We start from the raw sequence: 15,820 nt of genomic DNA on the forward strand, positions 1-15,820 counted from the left end.
TGCGGCAAGTTCGCCAGGGCCGCGCCCGTGCGCCAGCGCAGGCAGACGGCCTGGGCGGACGGCGTCAAGCTCTCGGCCTCCAGCAGGAACAACCGATTGAGCCAGTCCTCCAGCGGATCCCCAGGGCCCCAGCGCACCGGGGTATCCAGCGCCTGCGTCCGCACCCGAAACCCCGCGGCCTCCAGCGCCGGCAGGGCGCGCAACCGGAAGCCCTGCCCGCTCCCCTCGAATCCGCCGGTCGTGGTCGCCAGCACCAGGCGTCGCGCCCGGCGGGCCAGCCGCAGCAAGCGCTCCACCGGCAGGTTCGCCGCCTCGTCGACAATCAGGGTATCCGGCCGCACGGAGTCGTCCAGCAGGCGATCGGGGGCCCGGTAGCATCGATCCGCGGCATTCACCCACTGCCGGGCACGTGCCAGCAGGGCGTCCACGGCCCGTGAACCCGGGGCGGTCAGCGTGATACCGGCTTCACGCCTCGCCAGCGCCATGCCCAGGAATTCCCCCAGCAAGGTCGACTTGCCGCGCCCACGGGGTGCTGTAAGCGCCAGGCACTCCCCCGTCTCCAGCCGCGCCAGGCGATCCAGCGCAACCCATTGATCCGGTGTCCAGGCGAACGGGGCCGGCGTTGCTGCCGGCACGGGGGGCAGCCGGTCCATCGATCGTGAACCGATCGCCTGTATCCACGGTTCGGCCAGCGCCGCCCGCCAGCGCCGGGCAAACACGCCATCACTGGTGACCCCATCGAGGATCACCAGGGTGCCACCGCCGCGCAGCAACCCTGCGGCCGTGACCAGCGCATCCACGGCAAGCGGCTCCCCGGCCTCGAACACCAGGGCCTGCACCTCGTGGCCGAGCCAGTGCCCGGCCTGCGCGGGGGCCACGTGCGGCATCCCCTCGGGAGCATGGGGCCCCACCCATAGGACCGAATCCGAGGCCGCGCTGGCCCGCAGCCAGGTCTCGACCGCGCGGCGGGCGAGCGGGTCGGCCGACAGATGGTAGAGCGAACGCGCATCCATCTCAGCACCTCACCGGGGTCGAATGTCGCATGGCACAAGCGGTCTTGCGGGAACGGGAGGGGCATCTGGTCACACCAGAACGGAAAAAGTCCAGGCTCTGATCGGCGTTTCTATGTGAACAAGTCCTCAAGTTTTCCCGTCCCTGGCCGTACAAGTTTTTACGAGAGGCTGGAAACTACCTGTACAAACCCTGTACAGTGCAGACGACTTCACCGAAAGGTACTGCAGATGACCATCATTGCGCTTCCGGAACGCCTGCGCATCGACACCGCCGCCGCCTGCTGGCAGGAACTGCGCGCGACGCTCGACGCCGGCGAGGATCTTCATCTGGAGTCCAGTGCCGTGGCCGATATCGATGCCGCCGGGGTACAGGTACTGTTGATGGCCCGCCACGCGGCCGGGCGCAATGGGCAGGGCTTTTCCCTGGACAGCGCGAGCACCGTCCTCACGCAGGCCTTCCGGGCCCTGGGCGCGGGCCAACCGGACGAATTGGCCGCCAGTACCGGGCAACACGACAACACGGATTCAGGAGAGATCAATGGCTAAGGTTCTGGTGGTGGACGATTCCGCCTCGATGCGCCAGATGGTCGCATTCACCCTCAAGCAGGCCGGACACGAGGTCGTGGAGGGACGCGACGGCAAGGACGGCCTGAGCAAGGCCCAGGGCGCGAAGGCGGATCTCGTGATCACCGACGTGAACATGCCGGCCATGGACGGCCTGCAACTGACCCGCGAACTGCGCAAGCTGGGCGACTACAAGTTCACCCCCATCCTGGTGCTCACTACCGAAGCCGGGCCGGAGAAGAAGCAGGAAGGCAAGGCGGCCGGCGCGACCGGCTGGCTCGTCAAGCCGTTCGACCCGGATCAGCTGATGAACACCGTGAACCGGGTGCTGCGCTAGTCATGTCCATCGACATGGCCCAGTTTGTCGATGCCTTTCTCGAAGAGAGCTTCGAGGGGCTGGAGCACATGGAGACCGAACTCCTGGCGCTGGATGGCGGCGATCCGGAGACGCTGAACACCATCTTCCGCTGCGCCCACTCGATCAAGGGCGGGGCCGGGACTTTCGGGTTCGGCGCAATCTCCGAGTTCACCCACGGTGTGGAGACCCTGCTCGACCGGATGCGTAACGGCGAGCAGGAGGCGGCCCCGGAGACGGTGAACCTCCTCCTGCGCGCGGTGGATATCCTGCGCGCTCAGCTGCACGCCGCCCGCGACGGGGGCGAGGCGGACGCCGCCGAGGTCGCCGAAGTTCGTACCCTGATCGAGGCCCACCTGGATGATGCCGCGCCAGCCGACGGCGCCCCGGGCACCCCGGCAAACGGCGGATCGGGTGGAGACGCCGCCTCCGATAGCGACGGTGGTGGCGGCAACGGCCCGCGCGGCTGGCGCATCCAGTTCCGCCCCCATGCGGATCTGATGCGCACCGGCAACGACCCCCTGCGCATGTTCGAGGTCCTGGAAGAGCTCGGCCGGCTGACCGTGCATTGCGAGACTGATCGTCTGCCCGACAGCGCCGAGGCCTTCGATCCGGAGGACTGCTACCTCGCCTGGACCCTGGAGCTGGAAGGCGACGCCACCCGCGACCGGATCGAGGAGGTCTTCGAGTGGGTCGAGGACGAATGCGATCTGGTGATCGAACCCCTCGAGACCGACACGGCCTCGCCCAGCGAGTTGTCCGAGCCCGAGGCCGGCAGCCCCGCCGCGGCGACACCCCCCGGGCCCGAGGTTCCGAAAAAGGGCGCCGGGGGCAGCCCCCGCGCAACCGAGGCGAGCTCCATGCGGGTGAATACCGGCAAGATCGACGCCCTGATCGACATGGTGGGCGAGCTGGTCATCACCCAGTCGATGCTGACGGACATCAGCGAGCAGCTCGAGGAAAATCCGTCGCGGATGGAGGCACAGATCGAGCGCCTGCGCACCGGCCTGGCCGAGCTGGAGCGCAACACCCGCGAGCTGCAGGAGAGCGTGATGGGCATCCGCATGGTGCCGATCGCGCAGGTCTTCAACCGTTTCCCGCGGCTGGTACACGACATCTCCGGTCAGCTCGGCAAGCAGATCGAGTTGACCCTGAAGGGCGAATACACCGAGATCGACAAGACCGTGATGGAGCATCTGGGCGACCCCCTGGTGCACCTGGTTCGCAATGCCGTGGATCACGGCATCGAACGGCCCGAGGTGCGCGCGGCGGCCGGCAAGCCGGAGACCGGGCAGGTCACGCTCGAGGCCTATCACCGTGGCGGCAATGTCATCATCGAGATCCGCGACGACGGCAAGGGCATGGATGCCGACCGGATCCTGGCCAAGGCCCGCGACGCCGGGCTGGTCGGGCCGAACCAGCAGCTGGACCGCCACGAGATCCTGCAACTGATCTTCGAACCGGGCCTGTCCACCGCGGACCAGGTCAGCGACCTGTCCGGTCGCGGCGTCGGCATGGATGTGGTCAAGAAGAACATCCGCGGCCTGGGCGGCAACGTGGAACTGGAATCCGAGCCCGGGAAAGGCTCGCGCCTGACCATCCGCCTGCCGCTGACCCTGTCGATCATGGACGGCCAGTTGCTCAAGGTCGGCGACGAGACCTTCGTGATCCCGCTGATCGCGATCGTCGAGTCCCTTCAGACCCTTCCGGAAAGTGTGAAGCAGGCCTTCGGCAAGCTGCCGTTGTATCGCCTGCGCGACGAATACATCCCGATCATCGACCTCGCGGCCTTGTTCGGTCGCGCCGAGCCCAGCCCGTTGCCGGAGCGCGCCCTGCTGGTGGTCGCCGAGGCGGACGACCAGCGGGTGGCCCTGCGCGTGGACGACCTGCTCGGCCAGCAGCAGGTCGTCATCAAGACGCTGGAAACCAATTTCCGCAAGGTCCCCGGCACGGCCGGCGCGACCATCCTCGGGGACGGCCAGGTGGCCCTGATCCTGGATGTCGCGGGGATCGCGCGGATGGCCGCCGGGCGCGACACCCGCGCAGCCTGAGCCTGACCCTCAAGGAGCCTAGCACCATGGCAAACGACGCAACCCAGTCCATCCACGATCCGGCCACTGCCGGCGAGGACCAGTATCTGACCTTCATCCTGGCCGAGGAGGAATACGGTGTGGACATCCTGCGGGTGCAGGAAATCAAGGGCTGGGAGCGGCCCACCCCGCTGCCCAATACCCCGGAGTACATCCGCGGCGTGATCAATGTGCGCGGCATGATCGTTCCGATCATCGACATGCGCCTGCGCTTCCGCATGGAGCCGATGGAATACGGTCCGACGACCGTGGTGATCATGCTGCGCGTCATCAACGACGACCGCGAGCGGGTGATGGGTGTGGTCGTGGACGCGGTCTCCGAGGTCTACAGCATCGGCGCCGACGACCTGCAGCCGGCCCCGGACTTCAACTCGCGCATCGGCATCGACTTTGTGCGCGGCCTGGCGACCGTCGACGAGAAGATGATCCTGATGCTGGACATCGACACCCTGCTGGGGCCGGGCCTGATCGCCAGCGAGCATGCGATCGAAGCAGAGGCAACGGCGTAGCCCGGGCGGCGCGACGGAACGATGCGGACAATCGCGGTGATCAACCAGAAGGGCGGGGTCGGCAAGACGACCGTAACCCTGAACCTGTCGCACGCCCTGGCGTTGGCCGGGCATCGCGTGCTGGCGATCGACGCCGACCCGCAGGGGCATCTCTCCATGGCCTTCGGCCTGGAGGATCCGGAGGGCCTGGACCAGGTGCTGCAGGGCCGTGCCCGGCTGGAGGACGCCTTCAGCGAGGCCGGCAACGGGTTGCAGATCGTCGCCGCCGGGGAGCAGCTACAGGAGGTCGAGAACCTGAACGAAGGCGGTGCCGAGCGCGGCTGGCGACTGAAGAAGGCACTGGACGCACTGGTGCGGCCATTCGATTTCGTGCTGATCGACTGCCCGCCCTCGGCCGGCCTGCTGGGCATGAACGCGATCATCGCCGCCGACGAGATGCTGATTCCGGTGGCCGGCGACTTTCTCGCCCTGAACGGGCTCTCGCGGCTGATGCACATCCTCCAGGGCATCGAGGCGCGCCTGGGCACGAGCCGTCGCAAGTGGATCGTGTTGTCGCGTTTCGTCGAGCAGCGCCGGCACGCCCGCGAGGTGCGCGACCGCATCCAGGAACACTTTGCCGACGCCCTGCTGCCCACCACCATCCGCGAAACCGTGGTGCTGGCGGAAAGCCCGAGCTTCGGGCAGACGATCTTTGAATATCAGCCGCGTCACCGCGCGGCCACGGACTTCCAGCAACTGGCCGCCGACTTGATCGCGGCCGGGGCACCAACGACTACCCGCCCGCCGGCGGCACACGCCTGAGCCGCGCGCCAGGGAGAACGGGCCATGACGACACGCAAGCGCAACAAACTGGGCAACGACCCGCTGGGGTGGATGGATGCATCCATCGAGCGGGGCGAGCCGAGCAGCAGCGATGCCTCGACCGACGACAACCCTCCGGCCGAGACGACTGTACCCGAGCCTCCGCCCGGTCCGGAAAAGGCCCCGGCACCAAAAACGAACAAATCCACGCGGCGCCGCAAGCCGGCCCCACGTCAGACGAACAAGCAAATCGAGGACACCCCCATGGCAGCCAATCCGCAAACCGACACCGGCAGTGACCAGAACAACCTCTTCATGCGCGCCGCCGTGCACGGTGCCCGGACCGCGCTGATGATGTGCGACAGCGACATGAACATCGTCTACGCCAACCCGGCGGTGGTCGAGCTCCTGCGCAAGCGCCGCGACATCCTGCGCCGCGAGTTCCCGGGCTTCGACCCGGACAACCTGATCGGGCAATCGATCGACCAGTTCCACAAGGACCCGACACACCAGCGGGCGATCCTGCAGAATCCCGCAAATCTGCCCTATGAGGCCCGCATCCAGGTGGCCGACCTCAAGTTCCGGCTGAACGCGACGGCAGTACTGGATGATGCCGGCAAGTACCTGGGCAACATGGTCGAGTGGCAGGACACCACTGAACAGGAGCGCGTGGAGCAGGAGCGCGCGCGCATGCGCGCCGCGGTCGAGGGGTCGCAGACCGCGTTGATGATGTGCGATCCGGACATGAACATCGTCTATGCCAACCCTTCCGTGGTGAACCTGCTTCGCAGCCGTAGCGACGTGCTGCGCCGGGAGTTCCCGAACTTCGATCCGGACAACCTCATCGGGCAGTCAATCGACCAGTTCCACAAGGACCCCACGCACCAGCGGGCGATCCTGCAGAATCCCGCCCGACTGCCCTTCGAGGCCAATATTCAGGTCGCGGACCTGCATTTCAACCTGAACGCCACCGCCATCATTGATGCCGACGGAAACTATGCCGGCAACATGGTCGAGTGGCGCGACATCACCGAGATGCGCCGGGCCGAGGACGCCATTGACGCGCTGATCAAGGATGCCGCGGCCGGCAACCTCGGCGAGCGCCTCGCACCCGAGGAGTACCAGGGCTTTGCGCGCAACATTGCGGAAGGCGTGAACGAATTGCTGGATGCGGTCGTCAGCCCGCTGCGCGAGGGCTCGCGGGTCATGCAGGCAATGGCCGAGGGCGACCTGAGGGGGCGCCTCGAGGGCGACTTCAAGGGCGAGTTCGCCGAATTCCGCGATGCGATCCACACCTCGCTGGAAAACCTCGACAACCTGGTCGGGCAGATCCTCGAAGGGGCCGGCAACGTGCGTTCAGCCTCCGCCGAGATCGCCCAGGGCAACACCGACCTGTCCCAGCGTACCGAGGAACAGGCCTCCTCGCTGGAGGAGACCGCCTCGTCAATGGAGGAGATGACCTCCACCGTCAAGTCCAACGCCGACAACGCCCGGCAAGCGAATCAACTGGCCGCCGCCGCACGCGACAAGGCGCAGGAGGGCGGCGAGGTCGTCGAGAAGACGGTCGCGGCGATGGGCGAGATCAACCAGTCGTCGAAGAAGATCGCCGACATCATTGGCGTGATCGACGAGATCGCGTTCCAGACCAACCTGCTGGCGCTGAACGCGGCCGTGGAGGCCGCCCGCGCCGGGGAGCAGGGCCGCGGCTTCGCGGTCGTCGCCACCGAGGTGCGAAACCTGGCGCAGCGCAGTGCCCAGGCCGCCAAGGAGATCAAGACCCTGATCAACGACTCGGTGGAGCGTATCGGCGAGGGCAGCAAGCTGGTCGACAACTCCGGGAAGTCGCTGGAAGACATCGTCGACTCGGTGAAGAAGGTCTCCGACATCATCGCCGAGATCGCCGCGGCCAGTGAGGAGCAGTCCACCGGCCTTGAGGAAATCAACAAGGCCATCACCCAGCTTGACGAAGTGACCCAGCAAAATGCTGCGCTGGTCGAAGAGGCCGCGGCTGCCAGCGAGTCGCTGGACGACCAGTCACGTGAACTCCTCGAAATGATGAGTTTCTTCAAGGGCGTCCAGGCATCGGTGGCCGGCCAGGCAACGCAGCAGCAGCCCACTACCCGGGCAGGCAAAGCCGCCGGCAAGGCGGTGGGCGGTGCGACCGGGCTGAAGCGACCGGCCTCCGCGGGTGGGACTGCCCGTCGCGGGGCCGCCCCCAGCCGCCCGGCGGAAGGGCCCGCGCGCCAGGACGCCTCCGAAGAATGGGAAGAGTTTTGAGTACGGCGGATCGATGCTAAATGGCCGCCTCCGACAGCCTAAGTGAGCGCGACTTCCGGCGCGTTGTGCGTCTGACGCAAGAACGCACCGGGATCATGCTCAATGACAGCAAGAAGGATCTGGTGTACAGCCGGCTTTCGCGGCGGTTGCGCGCGCTTGGCCTGGAGACCTTCGACACCTATCTGGAACGCGTGGAAGGTGGCGACGAGGGCGAACTCGAGGAGTTCGTGAATGCGCTGACGACCAATCTGACCGCATTTTTCCGCGAGCCACACCACTTCGAGATGCTGCGAGGCCCGGTGCTGGAGGAGATGCGCAAGCGCAATCCCGCCGGGCCACTGAAGATCTGGTCGGCCGGGTGCTCCACCGGCGAGGAGCCCTATTCCATCGCGATGACGCTGGCCGAGGCCCTCGGGGCGCCGGAGGGCGCCCGCATCCTGGCCACGGATATCGACTCGCGAGTGGTCGCACATGCCGATGCCGGGGTGTATGACGCCGCCCGGATCACCGGGATTCCCAGGGGCCACCAGCAGCGCTGGCTGTTGCGTGGCCGCGGCACCAACGAGGGCAAGGTGAAGATTCGCGACGCATTGCGCTCAATGGTGCATTTCCGGCGGTTGAACCTGTTCGACAAGTGGCCAATCCAGGGACCGCTCGACGTCATATTCTGCCGCAACACGCTGATTTATTTCGACAAGCCCACCCAGAAGCAACTGGTGGAACGTTTTGCCCAGCTACTGCGCCCGGGGGGCTACCTGTTCATTGGGCACTCGGAATCGCTGTTCCGGGTGACCGAGGACTTCCGCCTGCTGGAGCAGACTCTGTACCGGAGGGCCGCCTGATGGCCGCATTGCCGGAGCTGCACGACAACGCGTTCGCGCATATCAACCGCTACTGGGACCGGGTGCATGCCTGCCCGGCGGCGAAACTGCTACCCGGAGAATGCTACGTTTCGGTCTCGGAATCCGAACTGATCACCACGGTACTCGGTTCCTGCGTGTCGGCCTGCGTATGGTCCCCGCAGGCCGGAGTCGGGGGCATGAATCATTTCATGCTGCCCGATGGTGATCGCGATCGTGGCTGGGGACCGGCGACCTCGAGTGCCACGCGCTACGGGACCTACGCGATGGAGTTCCTGATCAACGAACTGCTGAAGCTGGGAGCGCGCCGCGAGGACTTGCGTATCAAGATGTTCGGGGGCGGTCGGGTGATGGCGGGCATGAGCGATGTCGGGATGCGCAACATCCTGTTTCTTCGCCAGTTCATGCGCGACGAAGGGGTGGCTCTGGTAGCCGAGGATGTCGGCGGACCCTGGCCGCGCAAGGTCGTGTTCTTCCCCGCCAGCGGGCGGGCACGGGTGAAGAAGCTCGTCGCCCTGCACAACAACACCCTGCTCGATCGCGAGCAGGACTACCGTCGCCGCCTGGAGAGCGAACCGGTTGGCGGCGACGTGGAGCTGTTCTAGATGCCCGAAAACCGTCCCGTTCGCGTACTGGTGGTCGACGACTCGGCCCTGGTCCGCAAGCTGCTCACGGAGATCCTGTCCCAGGCGCCGGACATCGAGGTCGTGGCTACCGCCTCCGATCCCTTTGATGCGCGCACCAAGATCAAGCAGCACGAACCCGACGTGCTGACCCTGGACGTGGAGATGCCCAGGATGGACGGCATCACCTTTCTGCGCAATCTGATGCGCCTGCGCCCGATGCCCGTGGTGATGGTGTCCTCGCTGACCGAGGATGGGGCCGACGTGACCCTGGAGGCACTGGAGGTGGGCGCGGTGGACTTTGTGACCAAGCCCAAAGTGGACGTCTCCCATGCCCTGCAGGAATACGCCGACGTCCTGATCGCCAAGGTCCGCACCGCAGCCGGTATCCGCCTGCAGGCCCGCAGCGCGCCCCCCGCCGCGCCACCGCAGCGACTCGCCGCCGCGAGCGGGGGGCGCTTTCGCACCACCGATCGGGTCATCGCCCTCGGGGCCTCCACCGGCGGTACCGAGGCCCTGCGCGAGGTGCTCACGGCCCTGCCGCCGGATGCCCCGGGCATCCTGATCACCCAGCACATCCCCTCCGGTTTCAGCCGCGCCTTCGCCGAACGCATGGACCGCAACACCGCTCTCGGCGTTAAAGAGGCCGAGGACGGCGATATCGTGACGCCGGGACATGCCTATGTGGCACCCGGCACCGACTATCACCTGCGCCTGGCGCGCGACGGCGCCCGCTACGTCTGCCGTCTGGACCGGGGCGGTCCGGTGAACCGCCATCGCCCCAGCGTGGACGTACTGTTCAACTCGGCCGCGGAACAGGCCGGCGCCAATGTCGTGGCCGCCCTGCTGACCGGCATGGGCGACGACGGGGCGCGCGGCCTGAAGGCCCTGCGCGAGGCCGGGGCCCACACCATCGCCCAGGACGAAAACACCAGCCTGGTCTGGGGCATGCCCGGCGAGGCCGTCAAGCGCGACGCCGCCGCCCAGGTCCTGCCGCTGGGCGGCATTGCCGCCGCCTTGATCCGCGATCACCGCAACGCCGCCGCAGCCGGCGAATAGGAGCCACCGGAATGGACAACCGCATGCACTGGCTGACCCGTGACGCCACCCAAAAGGGGCTGGCGCTGGCACTTGCCGCCCTGCTGCTGGTCGCGGCGATCCTCGCCGGCGTGAATGCTGCCGGGTGGCTGGCGCTCGGCGCCGTGATCCTGGCCGGACTGGCGGCCCTGCTGACCGTGGGCATCCATCAGCGCGGGGAGGCCCGGGACGATGCACCCGGCGAGGCGGCTACGGCGGACCAGCCCACCGGCGGCGGCGAGCTCTCCGAGGAACTGGACCAGGCAATGCGCTTCGAGCTGGAACAGCTGGAGGGCGAGATCGGCCGCCAGCGCGGACTGATCGCCGATGCTGTGCAGGAGCTGGGTTCCAGCTTCAACGAGATGCACGAGATCGCCGGGCGCCAGATGGAGCTGATGACCAGCGACGTCGCCCGCGAGGGCGATGACGACCCGGGCATGACGCATGCCGAGGTCATCACCGAGCTGACCCGCAAGTCCGACGAGACCCTGCAGATGTTCATCGACACCCTGGTGCAGATCAGCCGCCAGAGCGTGGAGAGTGCCCACCACATGGAGGACATGAGTCAGCACATGGACGGAGTGTTCAAGCTGCTGGACAGCGCCGGCGCGATCGCCGGGCAGACCAACCTGCTGGCCCTCAACGCCAGCATCGAGGCGGCGCGGGCCGGCGAGGCCGGGCGCGGGTTCTCGGTGGTGGCCGACGAGGTGCGTTCGCTGTCGCAGCGTTCCGCGACCTTCCACGACGATATCCGCAAGCAGATCGACCAGGCCCGCGAGTCGATTGGCAAGGTGCACGGCACCGTGCACGATATGGCCTCGCGCGACATGAACGAAAGCATGGGGGAGAAAGAGCGGATCGGTCGGCTGTTCGACTACGCGAAGCGCGCCACTGACGAGCTGGACGCCCGCATCCGCGAGGAGGCCGAGCTGAGCGAACGCATGAACAGCGCGGTCGCCACCGCCGTCCGCTCCCTGCAGTTCGAAGACATCGCCCGGCAATCACTCGGCACTGCCGAGGAGGCCGTGGCGCACCTGCAGGAGCTGCAGGGGATTCTGCACGAGGCCCGCGCCACCGAGGACGCCCACGCCATGGCCGCCCGTGTGCGCGAGTGGCGCGACCGCCGCCAGGAGAACTACCACCGCGCGGTGGACCAGCAGAACATGGGCACGGGCGACGTGGAATTGTTTTGAGGTTTTGCCGTCGAACTCGTCCCATCCCTTGTTCGGAGGGCACACATCCGAATTCAACCGGGCATAAAGCCCGTCACGGCGTCAGGAACCGCACATGAGTATCGAGCAGCACACCTCCGACGACGGCAAGGAAGTCCGCATCCGGGTCAAGGGCCGATTCGACTTCGAGCAGCACCAGGACTTTCGTGCTGCCTACCGCGACACCGCCGGGGCCGGCGTGCGCTATACCGTGGACCTCTCGCAGACCGAATACATGGACAGCTCTGCACTCGGCATGCTGCTCCTGCTGCGCGAGCATGCCGGTGGCGAATTCTCCGACGTCACCATCACCGGCGCATCCGAAGGGGTGCGCAAGGTGCTGGATATCGCCAATTTCGGTCGCCTCTTCCACATCCAGTAAGGCGTTACTGTGAAGGAACCCGCCATCTCCCCGGCGACCACCCCGACCTCGCCCGGTGAACTGGTCTCCGGCAAGGGCGAGGTGCTGGTCGTCGACGACGATCCGCACAACCGGCGCCTGCTGCGAATGATGCTGCAGGGTGCCGGATACGACGTGCGCGAGGCCGCAGATGGTCGGGCCGCGCTGGATGCCTGCCGCGAACAGGCACCGGACCTGATCCTGATGGACGTGATGATGCCGGAAATGGATGGCTACCAGGCCACCAGCCGGATCAAGGCCGAGATGGGCGATCACTTTATCCCCGTGATCTTCCTGACCGCCCTGGACGACGAAAACGCCCTGTTGCGCGCGATCGAATCGGGCGGCGACGACTTCCTCAGCAAGCCCCTGAACCTCGCGATCCTGAAGGCCAAGATCCACGCGATGGAACGCCTGCGCGACCTGCACACGGGCCTGCAAAACCGCAACGAGGCCCTGCTGCGCGCCCGCGCGCGCCAGGACTGGGAGGAGGAAACCGCCGAAGGCCTGTTCTCGCGCGCCATCACCCGTCGCAATCGCGGCCTGGACCGGCTACAGTTGTATCGCCGCGCTGCCGCCACGTTCAGTGGTGACGTGGTGCTCTCCGGTTACACGCCCGATGGCGCCCTGCGCGTGCTGGTGGGCGACTTCACCGGCCACGGCCTGAGCGCCGCCATCGGGACCTATCCGGTCAGCGAGACCTTCCACACCCTGACCCAGCAGGGCGTGGACGACCAGGAGCTGCTGCACGAACTGAACCACGTGCTCCACGACTTCCTGCCCGCGTCGATGTTCATGGGCGCCCTGCTCGCCACCTTCTCCGCGGACGGGCACCGAGTTCGCCTGTGGAACGGCGGCATGCCAGACGCGTGGCTTTGCAACACGGGTCAGGACCGGGTCCGGCGCATCCAGTCCCGGGCCATGCCGCTGGGCATCCTCGACCGTCTGGACCCGGATACGGGCGCGCGTTGTTACGAACTCGACGACGGCGACTGGCTGACGCTGGTGAGCGACGGCGTGCTGGAGGCCACCGATACTGCCGGGACGACCTTCGGCGAGGCCGCCTTCTTTCGCCATTGCCGGACCAGCGAGCCGGCCGGAACGGTCTTCGAGCGCATCCGCGAAGCACTGGATGTGCATTGTGGGGACCAGACCCCCTCCGACGACATGACCCTGGTCACCATCGACTGCAGCCCTGCCGTGGTGACCGAGAGCGGGCGCCCACAGAGCCGCGAACGGCGGGGCACCCTGCGCTGGTCGCTGGAGGCCAGCGACCAGCGCCTGGCGGAGGTCGACCTGGTCGGTGCCGCCCGCACCCAGCTCCTGGAATGGCTGCCGAGCCTGGGAGGCGGTCATGCCGAGGCCCTGCAGACCGTCATCGCGGAGTTGTGCAACAACGCCTTCGAGCATGGCGTGCTGCGTCTGGATTCCGGCATGAAGTCCACGGTGGAGGGCTTCGAGCAGTATTACCGCCAGCGCAGCGAGGCCCTGCGCGACATCCGCGGCCGGATCGGTGTCTCCCTGCGTTACCGTCCACTGGATGGCCAGAACTGCATCCGTATCCGGGTGCGCGACAGCGGGCCGGGTTTCGACCACCATCAAGTCCAGGAAGCCCTGGAGGGTCGCGGCGATCAGCGCCTCTGGGGGCGCGGACTGACGCTGGTGCGCCAGCTCTGCGATCGGGTGCGCTATCACGGCAGCGGCAACCTGGTGGAGGCGGACTACCGCTGGAACACAGCCCACGATGCCGAAAGCGGGGGCAGCCAGGCGCCATGACCTACGCTCTGGAGTCGCACCTAATACCCGCCCCGATCGACCTGGTGAATGCTCTCGGCGAGGCAATCGTGTTCGTCGCGGCCGATGGCGCGGTGCGCTACGCCAATCCGGCGGCGGAACGCCTGTTCGGCATGACCGCCCACAGCCTGGACGGGCGCGACCTGACTCGCCTGATCGCATCCCGGGATGCGGCCTTCGACCTGCACGAACGGTTGCGCGAAGCCACCGGGGCAGCGGGCTGGATCCCGCGTCGGGAGCCGGTTGATCTGCTCTGCGAGGATGGCCAGACCCGGCCCGCGCTGCTCGACATCGGCACCTGCCAGCACGCCCGGGATCCACTGCAGTTCGTGGTCCTGCGCAAACAGCGTCCGGATCACCGCGACGCAACCCCGGAACAGGCCGAGCACCTGCGCGAGGCGATCGACCTACTGACTCGCCAGGTACAGGAGCGCATGCGCGCCGAGCAGGCCCTGCGGGACAGCCACCAGCGTCTGCTGGCCGCGCAGCGCGTGGCCCGCATCGGCCACTGGGACCTGGATCTCGAGACCGGCGCCCTCCTGCTCTCGCCGGAGGCAAGCGCGCTGTTCGGACAGGACGAACGCCCCCGGAGCATAACCCGCGAGGCCCTCGTGGAATTAACCCATCCGGATGATCGCGCCGCGCTGGCATTTGCCCTGCTCCGCCTGGCCAATGGCGAGACCCAACGCTTCTCCATCCGCCATCGCCTGCTGCTGCCGGGCGGCGAAGAACGCTACATGCTGGCCGAGGGTGAACGCGCGGACGACTCCCCCGCGCGCATCCTCGGCATCCACCAGGACCTGACCGAGCGCGAGAAGACCGAGCAGGCCCTGTTCAGGCTGGTGAATTTTGATGCCCTGACGGGCCTGCCCAACCGAACCGGGCTGCGCACCCGTCTGCGGACAACCCTGGACGAGGCCGAGCGTCATGGGGAATCCCTGGCGGTCCTGCTGCTGGACATCGACCGCTTCACCTCGCTCAACAGCACCCTGGGCCATGACACCGGGGACGCCCTGCTGAACGCCCTGGCGGGACGCCTGCAGAACCTCCTGCAGCCCCGCGACGTCCTCGCCCGCCTGGCGGCCGACGAATTCGCGGTGATCCTGACCGGGATCAAGGGTCTGCCCCAGGCCCGGGAACGTGCCCAGACTATCCTCCAGCATTGTGCGGAGCCCTTTGCTCTGGACGGCGGCCAGCATGTCGCGACCAGCAGTGTCGGCGTCAGCCTGTTTCCGCAGGATGGGCGCGGCAAGGACGACCTTTTGCGCCATGCCACCAGCGCCCTGCACGAGGCCAAGAACGCCGGGGGCAACACCCTGCGCTTCTACACGCAGGAGCTGAACACCCAGGCCCGGGCACAACTGGAGCTGGAGCAGGGTTTGCGGGCTGCGCTCCGCCAGCAGGAGTTCGAACTGCACTATCAACCGCAGACCGGGCTGGCTCGTGGCGACATAGTCGGGGTCGAGGCCCTCATCCGCTGGCGCCACCCCGAGCACGGGATGATCTCGCCGGGCGACTTCATCCCGCTGGCGGAAAAGACCGGCCTGATCGTGCCCATCGGCGACTGGGTGCTGCGAACCGCCACCTGGCAAATGGCACAGTGGGCTCGCCAGGGCCTGCCGCCGCTGCGCCTGGCGATCAATCTCTCCGCGCGGCAGTTTGCCGACCCCAACCTGCCCGAGCGCATCCTCGAGACTCTCCAGGCGGCCGGACTCGCGCCCGAGCGCCTGGAGGTGGAGATCACCGAAAGTGTCCTGGTGGAGGACATCGACGCGGCGGCCGAAATGCTCCAGCGCCTGGTGCACCTGGGGGTATCGGTGGCCATCGACGACTTCGGCACCGGGCAGTCCTCCCTGCGTTACTTGCGCCGCCTGCCCCTGACCACGCTGAAGATCGACCGCGAATTTACCTGGGGCATTGGCAACGACCCGGACGACGAGGCCATCACCCGCGCCATCATCGGCCTGGCCAGGACCCTGAAGCTGCGGGTCCTGGCCGAGGGCGTGGAGACCGAGGAGCAGCACCACTTCCTGCGCGAGATGGGCTGCGACGAAGTCCAGGGCTTCCTGCTCGGCCGCCCGATGCCGGCCGCCGACCTCGAACGCGATTGGCGCGAACGCGCCCGTACGCACGGGTAGGCCTCTTAATTCACCACGAAGTTGGCGCCCCGTCCGGGGACGACGCGCTGTCGCGCAGGAAACAGGGGGCGTGGATAATGATCGCACGCGCGGGGCAGGAGGCCGTTT

At 67.3% G+C, this 15,820-nt stretch carries 13 protein-coding genes and 1 pseudogene; 13 read left to right on the forward strand and 1 reads right to left on the reverse strand.

What is annotated here, in order from left to right; genetic code table 11:
- Positions 1-1,013 (reverse strand): annotated as a pseudogene (locus ACESLR_RS09785) (GNAT family N-acetyltransferase); the annotation flags it as partial.
- Between the two features lie 228 nt (positions 1,014-1,241).
- Here ACESLR_RS09785 and ACESLR_RS09790 point away from each other — a divergent pair.
- The 13 genes from ACESLR_RS09790 (at position 1,242) to ACESLR_RS09850 (ending at position 15,712) form a co-directional block, all read left to right on the forward strand.
- Positions 1,242-1,559 (forward strand): STAS domain-containing protein, encoded by a 318-nt coding sequence (locus tag ACESLR_RS09790; protein ID WP_373067116.1) that lies wholly within the window; start codon positions 1,242-1,244, stop codon positions 1,557-1,559.
- On the forward strand, positions 1,552-1,914 hold the full coding sequence (locus tag ACESLR_RS09795; protein WP_018169253.1) for a response regulator: 363 nt from the start codon (positions 1,552-1,554) through the stop codon (positions 1,912-1,914). Before ACESLR_RS09790 ends, ACESLR_RS09795 begins: the two co-directional genes overlap by 8 nt.
- Before the next feature lie 2 nt (positions 1,915-1,916).
- Positions 1,917-3,983 carry a chemotaxis protein CheA gene (locus ACESLR_RS09800; RefSeq protein ID WP_373025099.1) on the forward strand — a complete coding sequence of 689 codons (2,067 nt, stop codon included), beginning with the start codon at positions 1,917-1,919 and terminating at the stop codon, positions 3,981-3,983.
- Positions 3,984-4,009: 26 nt separating this feature from the next.
- On the forward strand, positions 4,010-4,531 hold the full coding sequence (locus ACESLR_RS09805) for a chemotaxis protein CheW (RefSeq protein WP_373025100.1): 522 nt from the start codon (positions 4,010-4,012) through the stop codon (positions 4,529-4,531).
- 21 nt (positions 4,532-4,552) lie between these two features.
- Positions 4,553-5,332, forward strand: coding sequence for a ParA family protein (locus tag ACESLR_RS09810; RefSeq protein ID WP_373025101.1), 780 nt, complete (start codon positions 4,553-4,555; stop codon positions 5,330-5,332).
- A 24-nt stretch (positions 5,333-5,356) separates the two neighbouring features.
- Positions 5,357-7,609 carry a methyl-accepting chemotaxis protein gene (locus ACESLR_RS09815; protein ID WP_373025102.1) on the forward strand — a complete coding sequence of 751 codons (2,253 nt, stop codon included), beginning with the start codon at positions 5,357-5,359 and terminating at the stop codon, positions 7,607-7,609.
- A gap of 20 nt (positions 7,610-7,629) precedes the next feature.
- Positions 7,630-8,451, forward strand: a complete 822-nt coding sequence (locus ACESLR_RS09820) for a CheR family methyltransferase (protein WP_373025103.1) — start codon at positions 7,630-7,632, stop codon at positions 8,449-8,451.
- Positions 8,451-9,074 (forward strand): chemoreceptor glutamine deamidase CheD, encoded by a 624-nt coding sequence (cheD, locus tag ACESLR_RS09825; RefSeq protein ID WP_373025104.1) that lies wholly within the window; start codon positions 8,451-8,453, stop codon positions 9,072-9,074. The genes ACESLR_RS09820 and cheD overlap by 1 nt, the downstream gene beginning before the upstream one ends.
- Positions 9,075-10,151 (forward strand): chemotaxis response regulator protein-glutamate methylesterase, encoded by a 1,077-nt coding sequence (locus tag ACESLR_RS09830; RefSeq protein WP_373025105.1) that lies wholly within the window; start codon positions 9,075-9,077, stop codon positions 10,149-10,151.
- A gap of 11 nt (positions 10,152-10,162) precedes the next feature.
- Entirely contained in the window at positions 10,163-11,362 is a 1,200-nt protein-coding gene (locus ACESLR_RS09835) for a methyl-accepting chemotaxis protein (RefSeq protein WP_373025106.1), read from the forward strand.
- A 94-nt stretch (positions 11,363-11,456) separates the two neighbouring features.
- Positions 11,457-11,762, forward strand: a complete 306-nt coding sequence (locus tag ACESLR_RS09840; RefSeq protein ID WP_373025107.1) for an STAS domain-containing protein — start codon at positions 11,457-11,459, stop codon at positions 11,760-11,762.
- Between the two features lie 9 nt (positions 11,763-11,771).
- Positions 11,772-13,556: a SpoIIE family protein phosphatase gene (locus ACESLR_RS09845; RefSeq protein WP_373025108.1), complete on the forward strand. Its 1,785-nt coding sequence runs from the start codon at positions 11,772-11,774 to the stop codon at positions 13,554-13,556.
- Positions 13,553-15,712: a putative bifunctional diguanylate cyclase/phosphodiesterase gene (locus tag ACESLR_RS09850; protein ID WP_373067121.1), complete on the forward strand. Its 2,160-nt coding sequence runs from the start codon at positions 13,553-13,555 to the stop codon at positions 15,710-15,712. Before ACESLR_RS09845 ends, ACESLR_RS09850 begins: the two co-directional genes overlap by 4 nt.
- Positions 15,713-15,820: the final 108 nt, after the last annotated feature.

The sequence above is a fragment of the Thioalkalivibrio sp. genome (assembly GCF_041685615.1).
Lineage (GTDB): Bacteria > Pseudomonadota > Gammaproteobacteria > Ectothiorhodospirales > Ectothiorhodospiraceae > Thioalkalivibrio.